Origin of the sequence: Lentzea sp. NPDC058436 (genome assembly GCF_042721515.1) — a bacterium.
GTDB lineage: Bacteria > Actinomycetota > Actinomycetes > Mycobacteriales > Pseudonocardiaceae > Lentzea.
The window spans coordinates 1018199-1038307 of record NZ_JBHXLF010000002.1 but is presented as its reverse complement, the minus strand read 5'-3'; the positions used below and the strand labels follow the sequence as shown (position 1 = coordinate 1038307).

At 69.8% G+C, this 20109-nt stretch carries 20 protein-coding genes; 8 read left to right on the top strand and 12 right to left on the bottom strand.

The features are described 5' to 3' along the window. Positions 1-9: 9 nt before the first annotated feature. The 5 genes from ACFWN2_RS12115 to ACFWN2_RS12095 form a co-directional block, all read right to left on the bottom strand. Positions 10-2331, bottom strand: a complete 2322-nt coding sequence (locus ACFWN2_RS12115) for a hypothetical protein (protein WP_382426942.1) — start codon at positions 2329-2331, stop codon at positions 10-12. Positions 2332-2525: 194 nt separating this feature from the next. Then, on the bottom strand, positions 2526-4883 hold the full coding sequence (locus tag ACFWN2_RS12110) for a bifunctional salicylyl-CoA 5-hydroxylase/oxidoreductase (protein ID WP_382426940.1): 2358 nt from the start codon (positions 4881-4883) through the stop codon (positions 2526-2528). Continuing rightward, complete coding sequence (locus ACFWN2_RS12105) at positions 4880-6460, bottom strand: AMP-binding protein (RefSeq protein ID WP_382426939.1); 1581 nt, start codon at positions 6458-6460, stop codon at positions 4880-4882. The genes ACFWN2_RS12110 and ACFWN2_RS12105 overlap by 4 nt, the downstream gene beginning before the upstream one ends. A gap of 26 nt (positions 6461-6486) precedes the next feature. After that, positions 6487-7386, bottom strand: coding sequence for an acyl-CoA thioesterase (locus ACFWN2_RS12100; RefSeq protein ID WP_382426937.1), 900 nt, complete (start codon positions 7384-7386; stop codon positions 6487-6489). Beyond that, on the bottom strand, positions 7383-7865 hold the full coding sequence (locus tag ACFWN2_RS12095; RefSeq protein WP_382426936.1) for a cupin domain-containing protein: 483 nt from the start codon (positions 7863-7865) through the stop codon (positions 7383-7385). The genes ACFWN2_RS12100 and ACFWN2_RS12095 overlap by 4 nt, the downstream gene beginning before the upstream one ends. A 40-nt stretch (positions 7866-7905) precedes the next feature. Between ACFWN2_RS12095 and ACFWN2_RS12090 the strand changes: the two genes are divergently transcribed. From ACFWN2_RS12090 to ACFWN2_RS12080, 3 genes are all read left to right on the top strand, one after another. Then, complete coding sequence (locus ACFWN2_RS12090; protein ID WP_382426934.1) at positions 7906-8322, top strand: RidA family protein; 417 nt, start codon at positions 7906-7908, stop codon at positions 8320-8322. Between the two features lie 85 nt (positions 8323-8407). Beyond that, the gene (locus tag ACFWN2_RS12085; RefSeq protein WP_382426932.1) at positions 8408-9262 is read left to right on the top strand and encodes a fumarylacetoacetate hydrolase family protein; all 855 of its coding nucleotides are present in this window, start codon (positions 8408-8410) and stop codon (positions 9260-9262) included. Between the two features lie 44 nt (positions 9263-9306). Further along, on the top strand, positions 9307-10131 hold the full coding sequence (locus ACFWN2_RS12080; protein WP_382426931.1) for a PaaX family transcriptional regulator C-terminal domain-containing protein: 825 nt from the start codon (positions 9307-9309) through the stop codon (positions 10129-10131). A 3-nt stretch (positions 10132-10134) separates the two neighbouring features. On the opposite strand, the gene ACFWN2_RS12075 is transcribed toward ACFWN2_RS12080, so the two are convergent. Next, the gene (locus ACFWN2_RS12075) at positions 10135-10656 is read right to left on the bottom strand and encodes a M15 family metallopeptidase (protein WP_382426930.1); all 522 of its coding nucleotides are present in this window, start codon (positions 10654-10656) and stop codon (positions 10135-10137) included. 89 nt (positions 10657-10745) lie between these two features. On the opposite strand from ACFWN2_RS12075, the gene ACFWN2_RS12070 reads away from it, so the two are divergent. Beyond that, positions 10746-11087 (top strand): hypothetical protein, encoded by a 342-nt coding sequence (locus tag ACFWN2_RS12070; RefSeq protein WP_382426929.1) that lies wholly within the window; start codon positions 10746-10748, stop codon positions 11085-11087. A gap of 14 nt (positions 11088-11101) precedes the next feature. Continuing rightward, positions 11102-11587 (top strand): glutathione peroxidase, encoded by a 486-nt coding sequence (locus ACFWN2_RS12065; RefSeq protein ID WP_382427448.1) that lies wholly within the window; start codon positions 11102-11104, stop codon positions 11585-11587. Positions 11588-11655: 68 nt separating this feature from the next. Here the strand turns inward: ACFWN2_RS12065 and ACFWN2_RS12060 are convergent, their stop codons facing one another. Next, a complete protein-coding gene (locus ACFWN2_RS12060; RefSeq protein ID WP_382426927.1) occupies positions 11656-12561 on the bottom strand; it encodes a DUF1963 domain-containing protein in 906 nt (301 codons plus the stop codon). A 192-nt stretch (positions 12562-12753) separates the two neighbouring features. On the opposite strand from ACFWN2_RS12060, the gene ACFWN2_RS12055 reads away from it, so the two are divergent. After that, positions 12754-13602 (top strand): BTAD domain-containing putative transcriptional regulator, encoded by an 849-nt coding sequence (locus tag ACFWN2_RS12055; RefSeq protein WP_382426926.1) that lies wholly within the window; start codon positions 12754-12756, stop codon positions 13600-13602. Here ACFWN2_RS12055 and ACFWN2_RS12050 read toward each other — a convergent pair. From ACFWN2_RS12050 to ACFWN2_RS12035, 4 genes are all read right to left on the bottom strand, one after another. Beyond that, complete coding sequence (locus ACFWN2_RS12050) at positions 13573-14091, bottom strand: flavin reductase family protein (protein ID WP_382426925.1); 519 nt, start codon at positions 14089-14091, stop codon at positions 13573-13575. The genes ACFWN2_RS12055 and ACFWN2_RS12050 overlap by 30 nt on opposite strands. Positions 14092-14100: 9 nt before the next feature. After that, positions 14101-16179, bottom strand: coding sequence for a tetratricopeptide repeat protein (locus ACFWN2_RS12045; protein WP_382426923.1), 2079 nt, complete (start codon positions 16177-16179; stop codon positions 14101-14103). Positions 16180-16190: 11 nt separating this feature from the next. Next, positions 16191-17396 (bottom strand): hypothetical protein, encoded by a 1206-nt coding sequence (locus ACFWN2_RS12040; protein WP_382426922.1) that lies wholly within the window; start codon positions 17394-17396, stop codon positions 16191-16193. 320 nt (positions 17397-17716) lie between these two features. After that, complete coding sequence (locus ACFWN2_RS12035; protein ID WP_382426920.1) at positions 17717-18568, bottom strand: alpha/beta fold hydrolase; 852 nt, start codon at positions 18566-18568, stop codon at positions 17717-17719. A gap of 124 nt (positions 18569-18692) precedes the next feature. On the opposite strand from ACFWN2_RS12035, the gene ACFWN2_RS12030 reads away from it, so the two are divergent. Both ACFWN2_RS12030 and ACFWN2_RS12025 read left to right on the top strand, forming a co-directional pair. After that, entirely contained in the window at positions 18693-19271 is a 579-nt protein-coding gene (locus ACFWN2_RS12030; RefSeq protein ID WP_382426918.1) for a CGNR zinc finger domain-containing protein, read from the top strand. Positions 19272-19285: 14 nt separating this feature from the next. Then, the gene (locus ACFWN2_RS12025; RefSeq protein WP_382426916.1) at positions 19286-19720 is read left to right on the top strand and encodes a cupin; all 435 of its coding nucleotides are present in this window, start codon (positions 19286-19288) and stop codon (positions 19718-19720) included. Positions 19721-19723: 3 nt separating this feature from the next. On the opposite strand, the gene ACFWN2_RS12020 is transcribed toward ACFWN2_RS12025, so the two are convergent. After that, positions 19724-20089 carry a winged helix-turn-helix transcriptional regulator gene (locus ACFWN2_RS12020; protein ID WP_382426914.1) on the bottom strand — a complete coding sequence of 122 codons (366 nt, stop codon included), beginning with the start codon at positions 20087-20089 and terminating at the stop codon, positions 19724-19726. Positions 20090-20109 lie beyond the last annotated feature (20 nt).

The following is a 20109-nucleotide window of genomic DNA, read 5'->3' as shown; positions in this document are numbered from 1 at the left end:
CCACCTCCCTCACAGCACGCAGAGCAACGAGCACGCCTTCGCGGACGACCAGTCGCTGTACGTCTTCGTGCCGTTGACCGGCGTGAACTTCGCCTTCGCCTTGTTGGTCAAGGGGAACAACGCCAGCAGTGCGTAGGTAGAGCAGTGCACCACTTTGGACTCACCGGGTTGCAGCGTGAACGGGCCGGTCTGGCAGTTCGGTTCCACGTCGTCGACCACGTACGCGTCCACAACGGGGATCGGGCCGTTGTTCTTGACCGTGACGCGCCAGTACGCCGTCGCGTTCAGCAACCCGAGCACACCCACGGGCGCTTGCTTGACCCACGGACCTGCGCCGCCCGCCTTGCAGTTCGCGGGCGTGTACGACCCGCAGATCTCCTTGTCCACCACCACGTTCGGCGCGCACCCCGAACCGGGTGCGACCTGACGCGTCACCGTGTTGGACGTGACGGCACCGGTCGCGTCCGTCCCGTTCGCGGTGTTCGCCACCGACGTCACCGGGCACTCCGCGGAGATCGCCGTGCGGAAGCACACCTGCGGCGCGTCACCGGTGAACTCCACGGCCAGCGACGGCTGGTTGCCGCCACCGAAGTCCGCCGCGTTGTTGAGCACGATCGACGCCGTGACGGTCACCGCGTCGGCCGTGACGCCGGACAGGTCGATGGTGCCGTCCGAGGCGAAACCCGGTGTGGTGACGGGGTTTCCGCCGCCGTCCACGACCTTCGCGGTGGACGCGCCGAAGTTGACGTTCGCCGGGGTCACGCCCACGAGCCGTGCCTTGGTGTACGTGGTGGCGTGCGGTTTGCCGTCGCAGTAGAACTGCGAGGGTTTGAGCGACACGGAGGCGCCGCTGCGCACGCAGGGCGACACCCCCGTGTCAGGATCGAGGGAGAACAGCACCTGGGCGTCTCCGAGGCCGAGCAGGCAGCCGGTGGGAGGGTCGTAGGCGTAGCCGTAGTCACGGGTCACACCGTTGTTGACGTTCGGGTGGGTGGTGCGCAACGGCATGCCGGGGCAGGCCGTTCCCGTGCTCCAGTCGTGGCAGGCCGTCACACCCGCGTACGGGCCGCCCCAGATGCCGAAGTAGCTGCGGACGCGGTCGCCGGTGCGGACGACCTCCGGGGTGAACACCAGGCTCAGGCTCTCCAGGCTCGCCACGGCGGCGGGCGCGGGCAGGGACGAGCCGTCTATGGCGTAGCACGTGGTCACGTTGAAGGAGCCGGCCGTGCTGGCACACGCGCCGGTCTCCTGACCCGTTGTGCCGTAAGCGGTGTAGGCGTTGTAGGTGTGGTTGTTCAGCGGCCCGAGCGACTTCGGCGACGGCCAGCCCGCGCACGCGGCCGCGGTGCCGGGGTCGAAGCAGCCCATCATCGGGTTGGTGCCGCTCATCATCGACGACGAGGCGAACAGCTTGCCCCCGGCGACGGCCAGCGCGCCGAGGTAGTAGTTGCCGTGGTTGGTGAATGGCACGATCGGCGCGTAGGGCTGGCCACCGCAGGCGCTCTGCGACGCGGGCGTCCAGCACAGCACGTGGCCGGAGTTCGCGACGCCGTAGAGGTTTCCGCCGATCTGGACGAGTCCCGCCATCTCGAACGTCTGCGCGGACCGGTTCATCAGCGGCCAGTAGCCGCAGTTGCCGGGCGCGGCGAGGTCGAGGCAGGCGACGCCGACCGAGGTCGCGGTGGTGGCCGAGTAGTACACGCGCGCGGAGTTGGCCGCGTCGCGGACGTACTGCGGCGCCATGGGGCTGGCGATGTCGCCGGTGTTGCCCGTCCCGAACGGACCGGGCGTCGTGTTGAGAGGCTTCGGCCACGGACCACCGGGGCACGGCGCGTTCGTCGCGACGTCGGTGCACACCAGCTTCCTGGCCGGGGCCAACGAATGGTGGTAGATGTTCCACGCCTGCAGGCGGCCCTCCGGCGTGCGGTGCAGGATCGGGATGAACCCGTCACCGCCGGTGAACGCGGCGCTGGCCTGCACGGGTGGCGTGAGCAGGGTGGACAGGGCCCTGCCGCCGTTGCGCACGTTGGGGTTCGTCGCGCTGAGCGGGTTCCCCTCGGTCCCGGTCCAGCCCGGCGGCACCTGCAGCGAACCCTGCAGGTAGCTCTGGCCGGCGCCGATCGGGTCGGTGATGGTGGCGGCGCCGTTGGCACCGCTGTCGTAGGACACGACCCAGGTGGCCGTGTCGCCGTGGGAGGCGGGATCGGACACGCCCTGCACGGACTTCGTGAGCGTGGAAACGGGTGGCTGGGCGACCACCGGAACTGCGGCGGTGAGGGTGGCGCCGGCGAGCACGCCCGCGAGCACCATTGCCGGCAAACGTCTTCGCACGATGATCCCTTCGGTGGCGGTGTGGGAACTCGACCGCCGACGCTAGGGACGTCGCCCGTGCCCGAAACACCCCCTCACCCGCGTGCACAGCATGTCTGCCCCATCAGACCAACGTGGACCGGCGGAACATGTGACCGGACAACGGATTCCATTTCATTGCCGAATCAACTTTCACCTGAACGCGTGCGAAGTGCCTATCCGAGAACCGAATGTTCGCGGTGCGGGGTCCAGCGCAGGTGGACGGTGCGGTCCGGCGGGTCGGCCCGCAGCAGCGACAACCGCGGGCGCACGGCGTCGGTGCGCGCCGAGGGCGGCTTGCGGCTGCCCGCCCGGTACTGGACCGGCCACTCGGCAGGATGACCCTGTTCCGCGGCCGCGTGCAGCGTCCAGTGCGGGTCGTAGAGGTGCGTGCGGCCGAGCGCGCACAGGTCGGCGCGGCCCGCCAGCAGGATGGAGTTGACGTCGTCGTACGACGCGATGGCCCCGACCGCGATCACGGCCGCGCCCGTCACCTCGTGGCGGATCCGGTCGGCGAACGGGGTCTGGTAGCTGCGGCCGTAGGCAGGGCGTTCGTCGGCCGTGACCTGGCCGGTGGACACGTCGATCGCGTCCGCGCCGTGGGCGACGAACGCTCGGGCGATCTCCACGGCGTCGTGCTCGGTGTTGCCGCCGTCGACCCAGTCGGTCGCGGAGATGCGCACGATCATCGGCCGGTCGGCCGGCCACACCGCGCGGACGGCGTCGAAGACCTCCAGCGGATACCTCAGGCGGTTCTGGACGGAGCCGCCGTACTCGTCCGTGCGCCGGTTCGCGATCGGTGAGAGGAACGACGACAGCAGGTAGCCGTGTGCGCAGTGCAGTTCGAGCAGGTCGAAGCCCGCTTCGGCTCCTCGGCGGGCCGCCGCGACGAACTCCTCGGTGATCCGGTCAAGGTCCTCGCGGCCCGCTTCGGACGGCACGGCCGATCCGGGGCCGTACGGCAGCGGTGAGGGACCGACGACGTCCCAGCCGCCCTCGGGCAGCGGTTCGTCCATGCCCTCCCACATCAGGCGGGTGGAGCCCTTGCGGCCGGAGTGGCCCAGTTGCAGACCGATTCGGGCAGTGCTCCGCTCGTGCGCGAACGACACGATGCGCGCCCACGAGTCGCGCTGCTCGTCGGTCCACAGGCCCGTGCAGCCCGGCGTGATGCGGCCCTCCGGGGACACGCAGACCATCTCGGTCATCACCAGGCCCGCGCCGCCCATGGCCTTCGAGCCGAGGTGGACGAGGTGGAAGTCGCCCGGCACGCCGTCGACAGCGGAGTACATGTCCATCGCGGAGACGATCACGCGGTTCTTGAGTTCCAGCTCTCCCAGGCGGAACGGCTGGAACATCGCGGGCACGACGGTCCGAAGTCCCTGGGAGGCGGCGAAGGCGGCGTCGACGCGGTCGGCGAACTCCTGGTCGCGGGTGCGGAGGTTGTCGTAGGTGATGCGGCGCGAGCGGGTGAGCAGGTTGAAGCAGAACCGGGCCGGCTCCTGGTCCGCGTACATGCCGATGTTCTCGAACCACTCCAGGGACGCCTGCGCGGCGCGTTGCGTGGACTCGACGACGGGGCGGCGTTCGGTCTCGTAGGCGGTCAGCGCGGCTTCGACGTCCCGGTGCTCGTGCAGGCACGCCGCGAGGGCGAGCGAGTCCTCCATCGCGAGCTTCGTGCCCGAGCCGATGGAGAAGTGCGCGGTGTGGGCGGCGTCGCCGACGAGGACGAGGTTGCCGTGGTGCCAGCGCTCGTTGCGCACGGTGGTGAAGCTGAGCCACTTCGAGTTGTTGGCGAACAGCTCGTGGCCGTCGAGCTCTTCGGCGAACAGCTCGCGGATCCGGTCGACGGCGCGTTCGTCGGAGGCTCCCGGCGGGAACTCCTCGCCGGTGTCGAACCCTGCACGGCTCCAGACGTCCTCGTGCATCTCGACGATGAACGTGGATCCGCCGTCGGAGTAGGGATAGCCGTGGATCTGCATGGTTCCCCACGGCGTGTCCTTGATGAAGAACTGGAACGCCTCGAAGACGCGGTCCGTGCCGAGCCACATGTACTTGTTGCGCCTGCGGTCCACAGTGGATTTGAAGACGTCCGCGAACGACTGCCGCACCAGGGAGTTGACGCCGTCCGCGCCGACGACCAGGTCGTGCTCCGCGCGCAGGACCTCGACGGCGGGCGCCGGCGTCGAGAAGTGGACGACCACCCCGAGCTCGTGGCACCGCTGTTGCAGCAGGCCGAGCAGCTCCTTGCGGCTCATCGCGGCGAACCCCTGCCCGCCGACGGTGTGGCTCTCGCCGCGGTGGTGGATGTCGATGTCCGTCCACCGCGCGAACCGGCGCGCCATGGCGTCGGCGAACTCCGGGTCGGCGTTCTCGATCCCGCCCAGCGTCTCGTCGGAGAACACCACGCCGAAGCCGAACGTGACGTCGGCGGCGTCGCGTTCCCAGATGGTGACGTCGTGCGACGGGTCGAGCTGCTTCATCAGCGCGGCGAGGTACAGCCCACCGGGGCCACCTCCGACGATCGCGACCTTCATCGCGGCACCTCCTCCTCGACGAGCTCGCGGAGTGCGAAGCGCTGCAGCTTGCCGCTCGCGTTGCGGGGCAACGAGGTCCGGAACCGCACCTCGCGCGGGTACTTGTACGGCGCGATCGTGCGCTTCACGTGGTCCTGGATCTCGCGCGCCTTCGCGTCGTCCCCGTCGACACCTTCTCGCAGCACCACGAAGGCGCAGACGACCGAGCCGCGTTCGTCGTCGGGCTTGGCGACGACGGCGGACTCCAGCACGTCCGGGTGGGTGTCGATGGCCTCCTCCACCTCGGGCCCGCCGATGTTGTAGCCGGAGGAGACGATCATGTGGTCGCTGCGGGCGTGGTAGTGGAAGTAGCCGTCCTCGTCGCGGTGGAAGACGTCGCCGGTGACGTTCCAGCCGCCCACCACGTAGTCCTTCTGCCGTTCGTCGTCGAGGTAGCGGCAGCCGACCGGGCCGATGACGCCCAGCCGTCCGACCTCACCTGGGCCGAGCTCCTCGCCGTCGAGGCCGAGCACGGTGGCGCGGTAGCCGGGCACCGGCTTGCCTGTCGAGCCCGGCCGGATGTCGTCTCCCGCGGCGGAGATGAAGATGTGCAGCAGCTCCGTGGCGCCGATGCCGTCGATCACGCGGAGCCCGAGCCGGTCGTGCAGCCGTTGCCAGGTCTCCCGGGGGATGTGCTCGCCGGCCGAGACCGCCGTCCGCAGACCGCTCAGCTTGGACTCGACGCCGTCGCGCAGGATCGCCTTGTACGCGGTCGGCGCCGTCGCGAGGACCGTGACTCCCTGCTGTGCGACGAAGTCCGCGACCTGGGCCGGTGTGGCGGCCTCGGTCAGCAGCGCGCAGGCGCCCGCCCTGAGCGGGAACACGACGAGCATGCCGAGGCCGAACGTGAAGGCGAACGGGGCCGTGCAGGCCACGAGGTCGTTCTCGTCCAGACGCAGCACGTGCCGGCCGAAGGTGTTGTCGATGGACAGGACGTCGCGGTGGAAGTGCGCGGTGATCTTGGGCGACCCGGTGCTGCCGGACGTGGGCGCGAGCAGTGCCACGTCGTCGGCGGCGGTGTCCACGGCCGTGAACTCCCCCGGCTTGGTCTCGGCGCATGCCGCGAGGTCGTCGTAGTCCACAGTGGTCAGCAGGTCGCGGATCTCGTCGGCGAACCTCGGGTCCGCCAACGCGAGCGACGGGCGCGTGCGTTCGATGATCGGCGCGAGTTCGCGGGCGCGCAACGCAGCCATCGTCGTGACCACGACACCGCCCGCCTTGAGGACGCCGAGCCAGGCCGCCACGGTCCACGGGTTGTTGGGCGAGCGAAGCAGGACCCGTTGTCCCGCAACAAGACCGAGGTCCTCGGTCAGCACTCGAGCCACCTGGTTGGCGCGGGTGAGCAGCTCGCCGTAGGACCACACCTCCCCCGCCGGCGTGCGCAGCGCCGGGCGGCCGGGGCCGAACCGCGCCACCGGAACGTCGATCAGCTCGGTGGCGGCGTTGAGCCTGTCCTGGTACCGCAGTTCCGGCGTCGTGAACTCGATCGTCGGCCACAGCGCCGAAGGGGGTAAGTGGTCGCGGGCGAAGGTGTCCATCAGTGAGTCCTTCCGCGGGCGGCGGGTCAGGAAGCGCGGATCATGCCCTCCTGGGCAACGGTGGCGAGGTGGAGACCATCGCGGGTGAAGAAGCGGCCCAGGCCGAGGCCCCGGCCCGAGTCGGCGGCGACGGCCTCCTGCGCGTAGAGCAGCCAGTCGTCGACCGGACCCTCGCGGTGGAACCACATGGCGTGGTCGAGGCTCGCCGTGACGAGTCCTGGACGCGCCCAGGGCAGGTCGAGCACGCGCAGGACCGGTTCGAGGATCGTGTAGTCGCAGACGTAGGCCAGCGCGGCGAGGTCGCGCTGGGCATCGGTCAGCCCGTCGACCGGGCGCAGCGGGTCGAACGGCTTGACCCAGACGGCCTGGTGCGGCACCTTCTCGCCCTCGACGGCGAGGTAGACGGGGCCGGGCACGTGCCGCATGTCGAAGCTGCGCCCCTGCATCCAGTACCGCTTCGACTCGTCGGTCATCGTGCCGCCTGAGCGTTCGGCGAGGAACGCTTCGGAGCTGGGCAGGTCCTCAGGGCTTGCCAGCCCGGTCGTCTCGGCCCGGTAGCTGCCGCCCGGTTCCCCCGCGGCGAAGTTCGCCAGGGCGACGTAGAGGGGCTTGCCGTTCTGGTAGCCGCGGACCTGCCGGGTGCTGTAGCCGCGTCCGTCGCGCAGCAGTTCGACCTCGTACCGCACCTGGGCGCCGATGTCGGCGGGGCGCAGGAAGTAGCTGTGCATGGAGTGCAGCGTCTTGCCGTCGGTGACCGAGCGCATGGCCGCGGCGGCAGCGGCGGCGACCAGGTCTCCCCCGTACGCCTTGGGCCACGGGCAGGGCTGCGTGACGGCGGTGAAGGCGAGGTCGAAGTGCTCGGGCTCGGCCTTCTCCAGCGCGACGGCGTCGGTGAAGATCGCGGAAGTCGTCGCCGAGGTCGTCATCGGGTCAGCCAGTCGCGCAGGTCCTCGTCCGGCACGTCGTCCAGGTTCACGACGATGTTCTCCGGCGTCCGGGTCGTCATCCACGTGAGCGGGTTGTTGCGGTCGAGGTTGCACTCGATGTGCGGCATGAAGGGCGGGACGAAGACCCAGTCGCCCTCCTCCATGTCGAGGTAGTCCTCGAACTTCTCGCCGAAGTAGATCCGCGCGCGGCCGGAGAGCACGTACCCGCCGGTCTCGGCCTCGCCGTGGTGGTGGGTGACCGAGCGGTAGCCAGGTTCGTTGGTGACCTTGCCGAACCACAGCCGGGTGGCCGGGGTGTGCTGGACGCTCACGCCCGAGATCCGGATCGCGCCACCGGAGTTCGCGGTGTCCGGGTTCTCGGCACCGCCGCGCGTCACGACCGGCGCGACCAGTCCGCTGGGCAGCCGGTACATCGAGTTGTCGCCTTCGAGCCGGTACTTGCTGAGGTCGGGCTCCATATCTCGTATTCTTCACGACCGTCAGATAGTGTCAATACTCATGAGGCCCGCAGCAGTGAACCCGGCCAGCCTTCCCGCGCCGAGCGGCTACTCCCACGGCACGCTCTCCGGCAACACCCTGTACCTCGGCGGCCAGACCGCCCTGGACGCTCAGATGAGGATCGTCCCCGGCGGGATCGTCGAGCAGTTCCGCCAGGCGTTCGGCAACGTGCTGACGACGTTGCGCGCGGCGGGCGGCGAACCGGAAGACCTGGTCAGCATCACGATCTACCTCACGGACATCCCGGACTACCAGGCACACGGCAAGGAGATCGGCAAGGTGTGGCGCGAGCTCGCCGGCGCGGTCTACCCGTCCATGGCGGGCATCGGCTGCACGGCGCTGTGGCAGCCGGAGGCCCTGATCGAGATCCTCGGGGTCGCGGTGATCCCCGACGAGCGCCTGGTCAGGCCGCACTGAAACGAGACGGACCGTCTCGTCTCGTTGTCGATAGCGTTTCCATGATCTACGAAACGTGTGCGCGATATTTCCTGGAGGTGCGCGGGTGAAGCTGGCTTCCGTGACCGTCGACGGCGTGCGTCGTGGTGCGCTCGTCAACGAGACGAGACGGTCCGTCTCGTTGTTGTCCGCCACGGTCGACGACATCGTGCGCGGTGCGCCGGTGGTCGTCGCCGGGGACCTGCCGTTGCCGGAGGTGCGGCTGGAGTCGCCGTTGCACCGCTTCAACCGCGACGTGCTGTGCACCGGCTGGAACTACTGGGACCACTTCGAGGAGTCGGCGGGCAAGCGCGAGGGGCAGGACCCGGTGTCGCGCCCGCTGCGCCCGACGTTCTTCACGAAGGGACCGGACACGGTCATCGGGCCGTTCGACCCCATCGCCTACGACCCGTCGTTGTCGCAGAAGTGGGACTACGAGGCCGAGATCGCGATGGTCATCGGCCGCGACGGCCGTTCGATCCCGGAGGAGAAGGCGCTGGACCACGTGTTCGGCTTCCTCGTGGCCAACGACGTGTCGCAACGCGACCTCCAACGCGCGCACGGCGGCCAGTGGCTCAAGGGCAAGAGCCTCGACGCGACGATGCCGCTCGGCCCGTGGCTCACGACCGTGGAGGACGTCGATCTCACCGGCATGCGGGTGCAGTGCAAGGTCAACGGCGTGCTGATGCAGGACGCGTCGAGCGCGCAGATGGCGTTCTCGTTCGCGCAGATCATCGCCGAACTGAGCGAGGGCATGACCCTCCGCGCGGGCGACGTCGTCCTGACCGGCACCCCCAGCGGCGTCGGCCAGGCCCGCGAACCGCAGGTGTTCCTGGGCGACGGCGACGTCGTGGTGACGCGGGTCAGCGGGCTCGGCGAGCTGCGCAACACCGTGACGCTGACGGACCTCGGCGGACGTTAAGCTCGGCTGATCAAGGTGAGGAGAGGGCACTGGACGTCGCGGACATGACCGTGGAGACCGCGGCTCCCGCCGGGCGCGACCGGCTCGGCCCGCTCATCATCACGATCTTCGGCCTCTATGCGCGCGGGGAGCACAACTGGCTCTCCGTGGCGTCCGTCGTGCAGCTCATGGCCGACCTCGGCGTCGAGGGCGCGGCGGCCCGGTCGTCCATCTCCCGGTTGAAGCGGCGTGGTGTCGTCCGGGCAGAACGTCGTGACGGTGCCGGGTACGCGCTGGCCGAGTCCACTTTGGAGACGTTGGCCGAGGGGGACACGCGGATCTTCGAACGGCGGCGGGCCGGCGTCGAGGACGGCTGGCTCGTGGTGGTGTTCTCGGTGCCCGAGTCGGAGCGGGAGAAGCGGCACGCGTTGCGGACCTGCCTGACGCAGCTCGGGTTCGGTACGGCAGCGCCTGGCGTGTGGGTGGCGCCTGGGAACCTCGCCGTGGAGACGCGACGGGTGTTGGAGCGGCGCGGGCTGGCCGAGTACGTGGATCTGTTCTCCGGGCAGCACTTCGCTTTCGGTGATCTGCGGTCGAAGGTCCGGTCCTGGTGGGATCTGGACGAGCTGACGGATCTGTACGCCGACTTCGTGCGTCGGCATCGGCCTGTTCTCGGGGGTGAGGGCTTGTCCGTTCTGCAGGCCTTCCAGGCTTACGTGCCGATGTTGACCGCTTGGCGGCGGTTGCCGTACAGCGATCCCGGACTGCCGCTGGCGTTGCTGCCCCCGGGGTGGAACGGGGTCACGGCTGAGGCGTTGTTCGAGCAGCTCAACGGGTCGTTGAGCGCACCGGCCCGTGAGCACGCGCTGGCTGTCATCCACGGTGCGTGAGGCCTACTCCACCGCGTTGCTCTGCGGTTGGGGGCATTCGCCGCCCGGCGTCGTCAGCAGCTCGAAGTGCCACATCTCGTTCGCGTACGCCTGACACAGGCCGTAGTCGGAGCCGTGCTGGATGAGCCAGTCGTCGGCGTTCGTCGGGCCGATGTCGATCGCCTTGCCCGTGACGTGCGCGGACTTCTCGGGCGGGTGCACCCACCGCCGTGCTTCCTCCTCCGAGCGGTAGAGCTCGACGGCCTCGTCCAGCAGGCGCTGCTGGTGCTCTTTGCTGCGCCAGCCGGAGGTCACCCGGAACTCGACGCCCGCGAGCTTCGCGTCGGCCGCCGCCTTGCGCATGGCGGAGAGGAGGGCGGGGTCGAGGTTGGCGATGGCGGCGTGGGTGTCGTCGTCGAGCGAGATGCTCTCGTTCTTCGGGATGCTGCCGTCTGCGTCCGGCTTGACCGGGGTGCTCGTCGGCGGCGAGGCGCAGGCCGTTGTGAGCAGGACTACAAGTGCGATCGAAGTTGCTTTACCAGCCACGACGTCAACGGTGGCGGAGCGATGTCCCCGGACGGCGAGGGGACCGTGCGCGTTGTGTAACGGACTGTCGACTGAGTAGAACGGTGATCATGGAGTCACGGATCACCGTGTGCCGCGGTTGTTGTTGCGGCACCGAGCGCAAGCATCCCGAGGTCGACCACGAGCGGCAGCTCGAGGTGTTGCGGGGGCGGTTGTCGGTGCGGGTGGCGGACTGCCTGGACGCGTGCGAGGTGTCGAACGTGGTCGTCGTGCAGCCCAGCCGGGCCGCACGGGTGAAGGGCGCCCGGCCTGTGTGGGTCGGGAGCGTGCTGGACGACGAGTCGGTGCTCGGGGTGATCGACTGGGTGGACGCCGGCGGGCCAGGGCTGGCCGCTCCCCCGGCTGCGGTGCGTGAGCGGATCGTGCCGGCCCCTGGTGGGCGCGAGGCATGAACTACGTTGGGGGCATGGAGATCTACGACATCCCCGTCAGCACCCTCGCCGGTGAGGCCGGTGACCTGAGCGGGTTGCGGGGCAAGGTGGCGCTCGTCGTCAACGTCGCCTCGCGCTGCGGCCTCACCCCGCAGTACGCCGGGCTGGAGCGGCTGCAGGCGAAGTACGGGGCCGAGGGCTTCTCCGTGGTCGGGTTCCCGTGCAACCAGTTCATGGGGCAGGAGCCGGGCACGTCCGAGGAGATCGCCACGTTCTGCTCGGCCACCTACGGGGTGTCGTTCCCGCTGTTCGAGAAGATCGAGGTCAACGGGCCCGACCAGCACCCCGTCTACCGGGAGCTGACGCAGCACGCCGACGCCGACGGCACCGCCGGTGACGTGCAGTGGAACTTCGAGAAGTTCCTCGTCTCGCGGGACGGGCAGGTCGTCGGGCGGTTCCGTCCCCGGACCGAGCCCGAGGACGCCGCCGTCGTCGAGGCGATCGAAGCCGCCCTGCGCTGACGGAGTGGCTCGCGACGTTGCCGGCGGAGTTCGCATCATGCCGCCAACGTCGCGTGACGCACCGCTGACTACTCGCTGAACATGGTGAACGAGAGCATCCGGTCGAAGTGCCCGCCGGCGAGGTCGTCGGAGCTGATCAGGAAGCACCCGTAGTAGAACTCGCTCGTCGTGTAGAACTGGGCGAGCGGCAGCCACTCCCGGATCAGCCGGTACTCCTCCACCTCGCTGCGGTTCAGGCGTTCCTGCCCGGGCAGGGCGGGGTGGTCCAGCTGGCTCGTGAGGCCGGCGTACGCCATCTGCGTCCACGGGGTGTCCTGGCCGCCGATGTTCGAGACGTAGCCGCCGATGCGGATCGTCGCGCCCCGGCCCGAGTCCGGCCAGAGCTCGTCCACCAGCTCGCGCAGCTGTTCGACGTGCTTGAGGTCGTCGAACAGCCGTTCCTCGACCTCCGAGTTGAAGTCGTACTCCTCCTCACTGATCCACTTCGGCAGCGCGGTCTCGATCCACGCGGAGATCGGGTGCTCCGGGAGGAGGAACGGGATGTTCTCGTGGAAGAACGTCCTGGTGTCGTGGTCGGACGGCGGTGACGCGACCGCCGTTTCGGTGCCGGCCGGGACGTGCAGGGCCCGCGCGTGCACCGGCACGCTGGTGTGGGCCTCGTCCTCCACGTCGTCCTCGTGGTGCAGGAAGAAGAGCAGCGAGCCGTCCGCCGGCAGAGGAAGTCCCTCGGCTCTCGGGAGGGCGGCGCAGTCGATCGAGGCGATGAACGGCAGCGGGGAGCCGTTCGCACTGCCCGGCCACTCCGCGCCCACCGGTAACCGGGGAAGGCCGCCCTTCTGACCGACCGCCTGCTCGTCGGGGTCGCCGGTGCCGAGCCAGATCGCGAAGCGGAGCTGGTCGGCGAACACGGCGATCTCGTCCTCGGGAATGCCTCGATCGATCGCCGCGAGGCGGAACTGTTCATAGCGGTCCATGGCGCAGCATGATCGCAGACCGTTGCCGTGCGGCGGAGGCGGGCATCCACACTCCACAATGGACACTTTCACCCGAACCGCCCAACGCTCATGTCGCAGCACGGACCGGCAGTTTCGGGGCGCCCACTACCTCGACGGCCGTCGGCTGGTTAACACTCTCGGGGTCGGACATGTCGGAAGGGCGGCGAGCAGGTGGCAACGGAAGACGATCCGCCGCACTTCCGGGTCCTGGGCACGTTCGAGGTGACGCGGGGCAACCACCGCTGCACGCCGACGGCCCCGAAACAACGAGCCCTGCTCGCATTGCTCGCCTTGCACGCCAACGAGTTCGTGCCGACGAGCCGCATCGTCGACTACCTGTGGTCGCGCAACGCGCCGCGGTCGGCCATCGCGGCGTTGCACGGCTACGTCACGTCGGTGCGGCGGGTGCTCACGCCGAGCTGGGTGAGCTCCAGGAACTCGCATCCGGTGCTCAGCACGCGCCCGTCCGGCTACGTCCTGGTCCTGGAGCCGCACCAGCTCGACCTGACTCGATTCCGCGAGCTGGCCAAGCAGGGCCAGCTCGCGATGGTGGCGGCGGACTGCGCGCACGCACGGGAGAAGTTCGCCTCGGCGTTGAGCCTGTGGCGAGGTTCGCCGCTGGCGGACCTGCGCGAGACGGGGATGTTCGACCACGACATCGCGCGGCTGGAGAAGGAGTACCTGGAACTGCTGCGCAACAGGTTCGACGTCCTGATCTGCGGCGGTGACGGGCACCTGGCCGTGTTCGACCTGGAGGAGCTGTGCCAGACCCACCCGCTGTGGGAGGGCTTCCACGAGCAGCTGATGCTGGCGCTGTGCCAGGCGGAGCGCCGCGCCGACGCGTTGACCGCCTACGCCAGGGCGTACCGGCTGCTGTCGAGCCAGGCGGGAATCGAGCCGGGGCCACGGCTTCGCGCCCTGCACCAGCTCATCCTCAACGGCGACGACCCGTTCGACCGCGTGCACCGGCACGAACGCGCGCTCACCGGACTAGAGCCGGCCCGCACCGCTTCCCCTTAGCCGCCAGTCGAACAGCCGCCGGTAGAAGACCAGCGGTTCGGCCTCCTCGACCAGGGTGCGGGTGACCTCACCGATCAGGATGCTGTGATCGCCGTGCCCGAACACGGCGGAAGCGGTGCAGCGCAGGTAGATCGGGGCCGCGCACAGCCGGGGCACCGAACCGTCCCACTCCCAGGCCACGCCGGCGAACTTGTCCGCGCCACGGCTCGCGAACGTCCGCGCGGTGCGTTCCTGCGCGCTGCCGAGCACGTGCACGCCGAACTCCGCGCAGTGCGTCAACGGCTCCAGGCAACGGGAAGCGTGGTCGACGACCACCAGCACGGACGGCGGACGCACGCTGTACGAACAGATCGAGGAGACGAGCAGCCCGCACGGCCGGCCGTTCGCCTGCCGCGTGGTGACCACGGCGAGGCCGGAGACCAGCCGGCTCATGGCGTCGGTGAACGTGGCCACCGGTAGTCCGGCGGCCACGTTCTCCGTTGCTGTCACGGTGTTCTCCTACCTGGCCGACGCCGCGGCGCAGAGTTCCCTGCGCTCCCTGGCGTCCGCGTCGTCGCTCACCGCGAGGACCGCGTCGTAGTCCAGGATCGCGGCGGCCAGTTCGCCGGACTCCTCGTACGCGACCGCGCGGTTGTAGCGGGACTCCGGGTTGTCGTCGAGCGTGATCGCGCGGCTCAGGTAGCTGATCGCGTCGGTCAGCTCGCCGGACGCCACCGCGATCGTGCCGCGGATCGCCCACGCCTCGGCCAGCTTGTCGTTGCGCCGCACGGCCTGGGCCAACGCCTCGGAAGCAGCCGTGTACTCGTCCCGCTCGACCAGCAGCTGGCCCTTGAGGCACAACAGGTGCGCGTTGTCCGGGGCGAGTTCGAGCGCGGCGGACACGTCGCGCCACGCGCCCTCGACGTCACCCTGTTCCAGCAGGTGCCCGGCGCGGTTGATCCGGGCGTCCACGTGCCGCGGGTCCAGTTCGATGACGTACCCGAAGGCGGCCATCGCGCCCTCGACGTCGCCGAGCGCGAGCCGGGCGTCGCCGATGTTGTAGTACGCCTCGGGGAACGGCGGCGAGAGGCGCAGCGCCTCGGCGTACGCGTCGAGCGCCTCCTCGTCACGGCCGAGCCTGCGCAGCACGTTGCCGACGTTGAAGTGGTGCTCGGGGAAGTTCGGGTCGCGTTCGAGGACGTAGCTGTAGTCGGCCAGCGCCTCCTCCAGCCTGCCTACGGCGCCGTAGACCTGGGCCCGGTTGTAGCGCAGCACCAGGCGATGCAGCACGTGCTCGTCCGGGCCGAGTTCGCGGTCGAGCCTCGCCATGCCGTCGTTGACCAGGGCGAGCGCCACGTCGGGCTTCTGCTCGCGCACCTCGACCAGCGCCAGCCCGTTGCGGGTGAAGACGGACTGGAACGCCTCCTTCTTCGGGTCGGTCAGCTGCGAGGCGATGGCGATCGCGAGGTTCATCCACGCCCTGGCCTGGACGTAGTCGCGTTCCGCCTCCGAGTAGTGCCGCGCGTACAGCATGGCCATCGCGTACGACAGCTCCAGGTGGATGGCCGGGTCGACGGAGGCGGCACGTCCCTCGACGTACAGCCTCTCGGCCTCGGCGGCGCGCCCGACCGCCGCGAGCACGATCCCGGTCTGGAACGTGAGGTGCCACCACAGGTCGGGGTCGGTCTCCCGGTCGGCGGCCGCGCGCCCGCGCAGACCGTGGTCCGCCGCGGCCTGGTAGAGCCCGACCTTGTGGCAGTGGTCCAGCGCCACGCGCAACGCCTGCGCGCCCGCTCTGGAGGGGTCGCTGCCGTGCTCCAGGTGGTACGGGATCGCCCCGAGGCGCAGTGAGAACTCCTCGGACTTCGCGAGCTCCGCGGCACGGGCGTCGTGCAGCGCGGCACGGGCTTCGGCCGACAGTGCGAGGTAGTCGGCGAGCGGACGGGGGTCGTCGGTCGTGCCGTCACTGTCCACATAGGTCAGAGCGGGATCCTCCGACGCTTCCGCGACCGGCTCCGCGTCGACGACCTGGGCGTGCAGAGCGATCGTCTGCGCCAGCGACACGTCGATCTCACCGCGCGGGTCCGCGAGCGGCTCACGGCTCGTGCCCACGACGACCGTGAGGTCCGGGATGTCGCCGCGGCGCAGGAGAACCGCGATGAACTCCTGGTCGGACGCGTCGGCCTCGTGCGCGTTCTCGATCACGAGGGTGCGCGGCCCGCCCCCGAGGGCCGCGAGGTAGTCGCGCACCAGTTCCGCCAGACCGTTCGCGATGTTCCGCGTGTGCAACCGCGAGTAGTAGCGGGTGCGTTCGCTGTCCTGCACGGCCCATTCGAGCGTGTGCCAGGCGCTCGGCACCCGGCCGGCCAGCTCCGGCGCGGCCGTCAGCAGTTCGATGTTGTGCCGCTCCCCCAGCTCGGGGCACCGTTCCAGCAGGTCGTCGGCGATCTGGCGCAGCAACGCCCCCGCGGCCGTGTACGGCCCGCGCAGCCGCCGGTGGGCGTCGAGGACCGCCCAGACCGGCGGCAGGTCCAGTGCGGCGAGGGCGTGGGCCCGGTCGCGCCGCTGGTCGGCGCGGATCCAGTAGCGGCTGTCCATGGTGCGTCCCTTCAGTGAATGACGTGGTGCAGACGACGGTCGCGGCGCGCCCGCACGCGCTCCCGGACCATGAGCCAGCCGAGCACGGCGCACTGCGCGAGCGCGACGGCGCCGAAGACGATCGAGTCGAGCAGCTGGGCCGTAGGCACCCCGTCACCCGTGAGCCTGCCGATGACGCCCGTGACGAACCGGTACAGCACGGGGGCGCCGGCTAGCACGAACGTCGTGAGGCTCGCGGTGTAGCCGACGACGACGAGCCACGAGTACCAGCGCGCCACCCGGCGGTCGACCGGGTGCAGCGCGGACTCGTCCTCCTCCGGCCTGCCCACCAGCCGCCGGAACCTGTTCTTGACGATCCGCAGCGCCGCCCCGTGCAGGTCGACACAGCCGAGGACCGTGCTCACGAGCACGTAGATGTCCGTGCGCAGGTACAGGAAGAACTGCCAGACCACCCGGAGCAGCGCGGCGAACGCGACGGCCAGCAGGAACCGCCCCGGACCCGACAGCGTGCCGTCCGCGTGCCGCGTCAGGTCGGCGGCGATCGTGCAGGCGGCGATGCCGAGGACGTCGGCCAGCAGCCCGGCGACGATCGGCAGGTAGCGCTGCCTGCGCGGGACCGCGACCAGCCCGTCGAGTGAGGTCTCCAGCACGATGAAGTAAAGCCGCCGTCCTATTCGCAACCGCGATCGGACCCCGAGCCGTCGGCCGGCCAGCGCGTGGAACGACTCGTGCAGGAAAAGCAGCGGAATCGCGGCGAGGAACAGCCCGACCTGAATGACCATGTAATAGTCGGAGAAGAAGATGCTGTGATAAGTCGGCCGCAGGTCCGCGTTCGACACCATCGCGAACAACGCCCAGGCGGCCAGCCCCGCGTACAACGCCCAGGCGATCGGCGAGAACAATGCGGCGCCGAGCGCGCCGAATCGAACAGGTGCCGTCTCGGCGGCCACTTCTCCGGTTCCGCGGACGAGGTCGAGCTCATCCAGCCCCGCGAGGACGTCCTCGACGTCGACCTCCTCGCCGTACTCCCGCTCGAACCACTCTGCGGCCTGGCGCGGCGTGTCCCCGTCGACCAGTCTGCGCACGAGTGCGGCGCCCTCAACTGGGAAGATGCCGTACGAGTCGACGTCGGCCCGCCCGATCGTCACCTCGTCGCCGTCCTCCAGGAACACCAGCGGGTGCAGCGGCACAGGCCTGTCCGGATCGAACTCGGTCACGACGTTCCTCCCCCTGCGGATCGGATGCGCCGGGCCCCGTGTGCCCGGCGCACCCGCGTCGCGCCTTAGACCGGCTTGACGTTGTACTGCGAGCAGGCGGCCGCCGTGAGGCGGACCGGACCCACCTTGCGAATGGTGATTCGCTTCATCTTGGCCTTGGACTTCTCCATGAGTGCTCCTCCCTCCGATGTGCAACTGACATCGAGGAGTCTGCACGCGCGTTCCAAGAAAGCTCCAAGAGCGCTCCAAAACGCGATTGCTCCGAATGAGCGACGTCAAAACCGATGGGCAGTATTACGTCATTCCACGAGGATTCGAGGTCACGCGAAGGTCTTCGCCAGCACCGCGTTCACCTGGTCGGCGATCTCGTCGACCTCCTCCTCCAGGGCGAAGTGGCCGGTGTCGAGCAGCACGACCTCGGCGGACGGCACGTCGCGCCGGAAGGCCTCCGCGCCGGCCGGCACGAAGAACGTGTCGTTGCGGCCCCAGATGGCGAGCACGCGCGGCTGCCGGGTCCGCAGCCACTCCTGCCAGGCCGGGTAACGGCCGGGGTTGGTCCGGTAGTCCCACAGCAGGGCCTTCATGTAGTCGGCGCGGCCGGGCAGGTCGATGACGTGCTGGTCGGCCAGCGCCTGCTCAGGGTCGATGTGCGCCGGGTCCTTCGCGCCCACGAGCCACTGGTGCCGGGTGCCCTCCAGGCTGACCACCCAGTCGAGCTTGTCCTGGTCCTGCGACCGGTCGTTCCAGTGGTTCTTCAGCACGTCCATGTCCGGGCCGAGGCCCTCGACGTACGCGTTGCCGTTCTGCGTGATCACGGCCTTCACGCGCTGGTCGTGCTCCAACGCGATGCGGAACCCGACGGGCGAGCCGAAGTCGAACACGTAGACCGCGTAGTCGCCGATGCCGAGCAGGTCGATGGTGCGGCCGGTGACCTCGGCCAGCCGGTCGAACGTCGGTTCGCCGGGCAGCGGGTCGGACGAGCCGAAGCCGGGGTAGTCGATCGCGACGACGTGCCAGGTGGAGGCGAGGCGGTCGATCAGCCGCACGTAGTGGCGGGTGCTCGACGGGTAGCCGGGCAGCAGCAGGACCGTGGGCCTGGCCTGGTCGCCGGCCTCGCGGACGAACACCTTCAGGCCGTCGACCTCGACGTGGTGGTGGCGGATCGCGGGCATGTCGTTCTCCTCAGTTCGACCTAATGGATAACTCGACCGTATACACGTTAGGTTCGCGGCCGCAAGCTCCTAAGGCGAGAATCTGCTAACGTCTCACGTGTCACTTCAACCGTTAGGAGAGCGCGTGAGACTGTCCGACTTCCAGGCGGCGGGCTTCCTCATGGGCGCCGAGCCGCTCGTGGCGCTCGACCTGGTGGACACGCACGCGTTGTGCCTGGACCCGGCCAAGGACTTCATCGCGGACGAGGCGGGCCACGCCCGCTGGTGGGCGCTGCAGGCCGACCGGCTGCCCGCCGCCGAACCGCCCGCGATGAGCGCGACCCGCAGGCTGCGCACGGTGCTGCGGGCCCTGTTCGAGGCCCACCTGACCGGAAACGCGCCCGACCCGGCGCTGATCGCGGACCTCAACGCCGTGGCAGCAGCCGTTCCGACGAGTCCGCGGCTCGACGGGTGGGGTGCGCAGGCGCGGGCCGAGACGCGGTGGCACGACGACTACAACGGCCATCCCGGCTTGGCCGCGATCGCGGGAGAGGCGATCGGACTGCTCGCCGACCGCGAGCGGCTGGAGAAGCTGCGCGCGTGCGCCGACCCGGCCTGCTCGATGCTGTTCCTGGCCGAGAACAAGCGCCGGGTCTGGTGCGCGGCCAACGTCTGCGGCAACCGGGCCAGGGTCGCCAGGCACTACGAGCGCACCCGCGGCTGAGTACGTTCGAACTCATGCGGATCATCAAGCGGCTCGCGCTCGTCACGGCGGTCGTCGGCCTGGCGGCCGTCGCGGCACCATCCGTCGCGGGCGCGACACCGGGCAGCGGGGTCAGCGCCGTCACGATCTTCGACCACGTCGTCGGCGACACCCAGTACGTGCTCAAGGAGATCACCATCGCGCCCGGTGGCTCCACGGGCTGGCACTACCACCCCGGCCCGGTCAAGGGCGTGGTCACGAAGGGCGTGCTGACGCACCACGAGTCCGACTGCTCGGTCGACGGCGTCTACCGGCCGGGGCAGTTCATCAACGAGGAGAGCGGCACCGGCTACGTCCACATCGGACGGAACCTGGCGAGCACCCCGCTCGTGCTGAGCGTCCTCTACCGGAACCCGGTCGGCGGCCCGCTCGCGGTCAGCACGCCGAACCCCGGCTGTTCCTTCGAGTGAGCGCTACCGGCGGCGGTTCGCGTTGATCTCGTCGCTGTGCTCCAGCGCCCACTCGGCGAGGGCGATCACCAAGGGCATCAACGTCTTCCCGAGCTCGGTCAGCTCGTACTCGACGCGGGGAGGCACCTCGGCATAGGCCGTGCGGCTGACCAGGCCGTCCTGCGTGAGGTGCTTCACCGTCAGCGTGAGCATGCGCTGGGAGATGCCGGTGACGGTCTTCTCCAGCTCACCGAACCGCAGCGGCCCCTCCCGCAGCGCGCCGACGACCAGCAGGCTCCACTTGTCGCTGATGCGGTCCAGCACCTCGCGGACCGCGCCGCCGTCGTTCATCGGCGGCGGGCAGCCGTCGGAGCGGGTGAACCCCGTCACAGCGGGACCTCCTGTCCTGG

What these genes read in the sequence shown, in the direction of transcription:
- ACFWN2_RS12070 (WP_382426929.1), top strand. Translation starts at nt 10,746, where the DNA reads ATGGAGTCACGGATCACCGTGTGCCGCGGTTGTTGTTGCGGCACCGAG.
- ACFWN2_RS12100 (WP_382426937.1), bottom strand. Translation starts at nt 7,386, where the DNA reads ATGACGACCTCGGCGACGACTTCCGCGATCTTCACCGACGCCGTCGCG.
- ACFWN2_RS12105 (WP_382426939.1), bottom strand. Translation starts at nt 6,460, where the DNA reads ATGGACACCTTCGCCCGCGACCACTTACCCCCTTCGGCGCTGTGGCCG.
- ACFWN2_RS12095 (WP_382426936.1), bottom strand. Translation starts at nt 7,865, where the DNA reads ATGGAGCCCGACCTCAGCAAGTACCGGCTCGAAGGCGACAACTCGATG.
- ACFWN2_RS12080 (WP_382426931.1), top strand. Translation starts at nt 9,307, where the DNA reads ATGACCGTGGAGACCGCGGCTCCCGCCGGGCGCGACCGGCTCGGCCCG.
- ACFWN2_RS12035 (WP_382426920.1), bottom strand. Translation starts at nt 18,568, where the DNA reads ATGCCCGCGATCCGCCACCACCACGTCGAGGTCGACGGCCTGAAGGTG.
- ACFWN2_RS12090 (WP_382426934.1), top strand. Translation starts at nt 7,906, where the DNA reads ATGAGGCCCGCAGCAGTGAACCCGGCCAGCCTTCCCGCGCCGAGCGGC.
- ACFWN2_RS12045 (WP_382426923.1), bottom strand. Translation starts at nt 16,179, where the DNA reads ATGGACAGCCGCTACTGGATCCGCGCCGACCAGCGGCGCGACCGGGCC.
- ACFWN2_RS12060 (WP_382426927.1), bottom strand. Translation starts at nt 12,561, where the DNA reads ATGGACCGCTATGAACAGTTCCGCCTCGCGGCGATCGATCGAGGCATT.
- ACFWN2_RS12110 (WP_382426940.1), bottom strand. Translation starts at nt 4,883, where the DNA reads ATGAAGGTCGCGATCGTCGGAGGTGGCCCCGGTGGGCTGTACCTCGCC.
- ACFWN2_RS12065 (WP_382427448.1), top strand. Translation starts at nt 11,102, where the DNA reads ATGGAGATCTACGACATCCCCGTCAGCACCCTCGCCGGTGAGGCCGGT.
- ACFWN2_RS12025 (WP_382426916.1), top strand. Translation starts at nt 19,286, where the DNA reads ATGCGGATCATCAAGCGGCTCGCGCTCGTCACGGCGGTCGTCGGCCTG.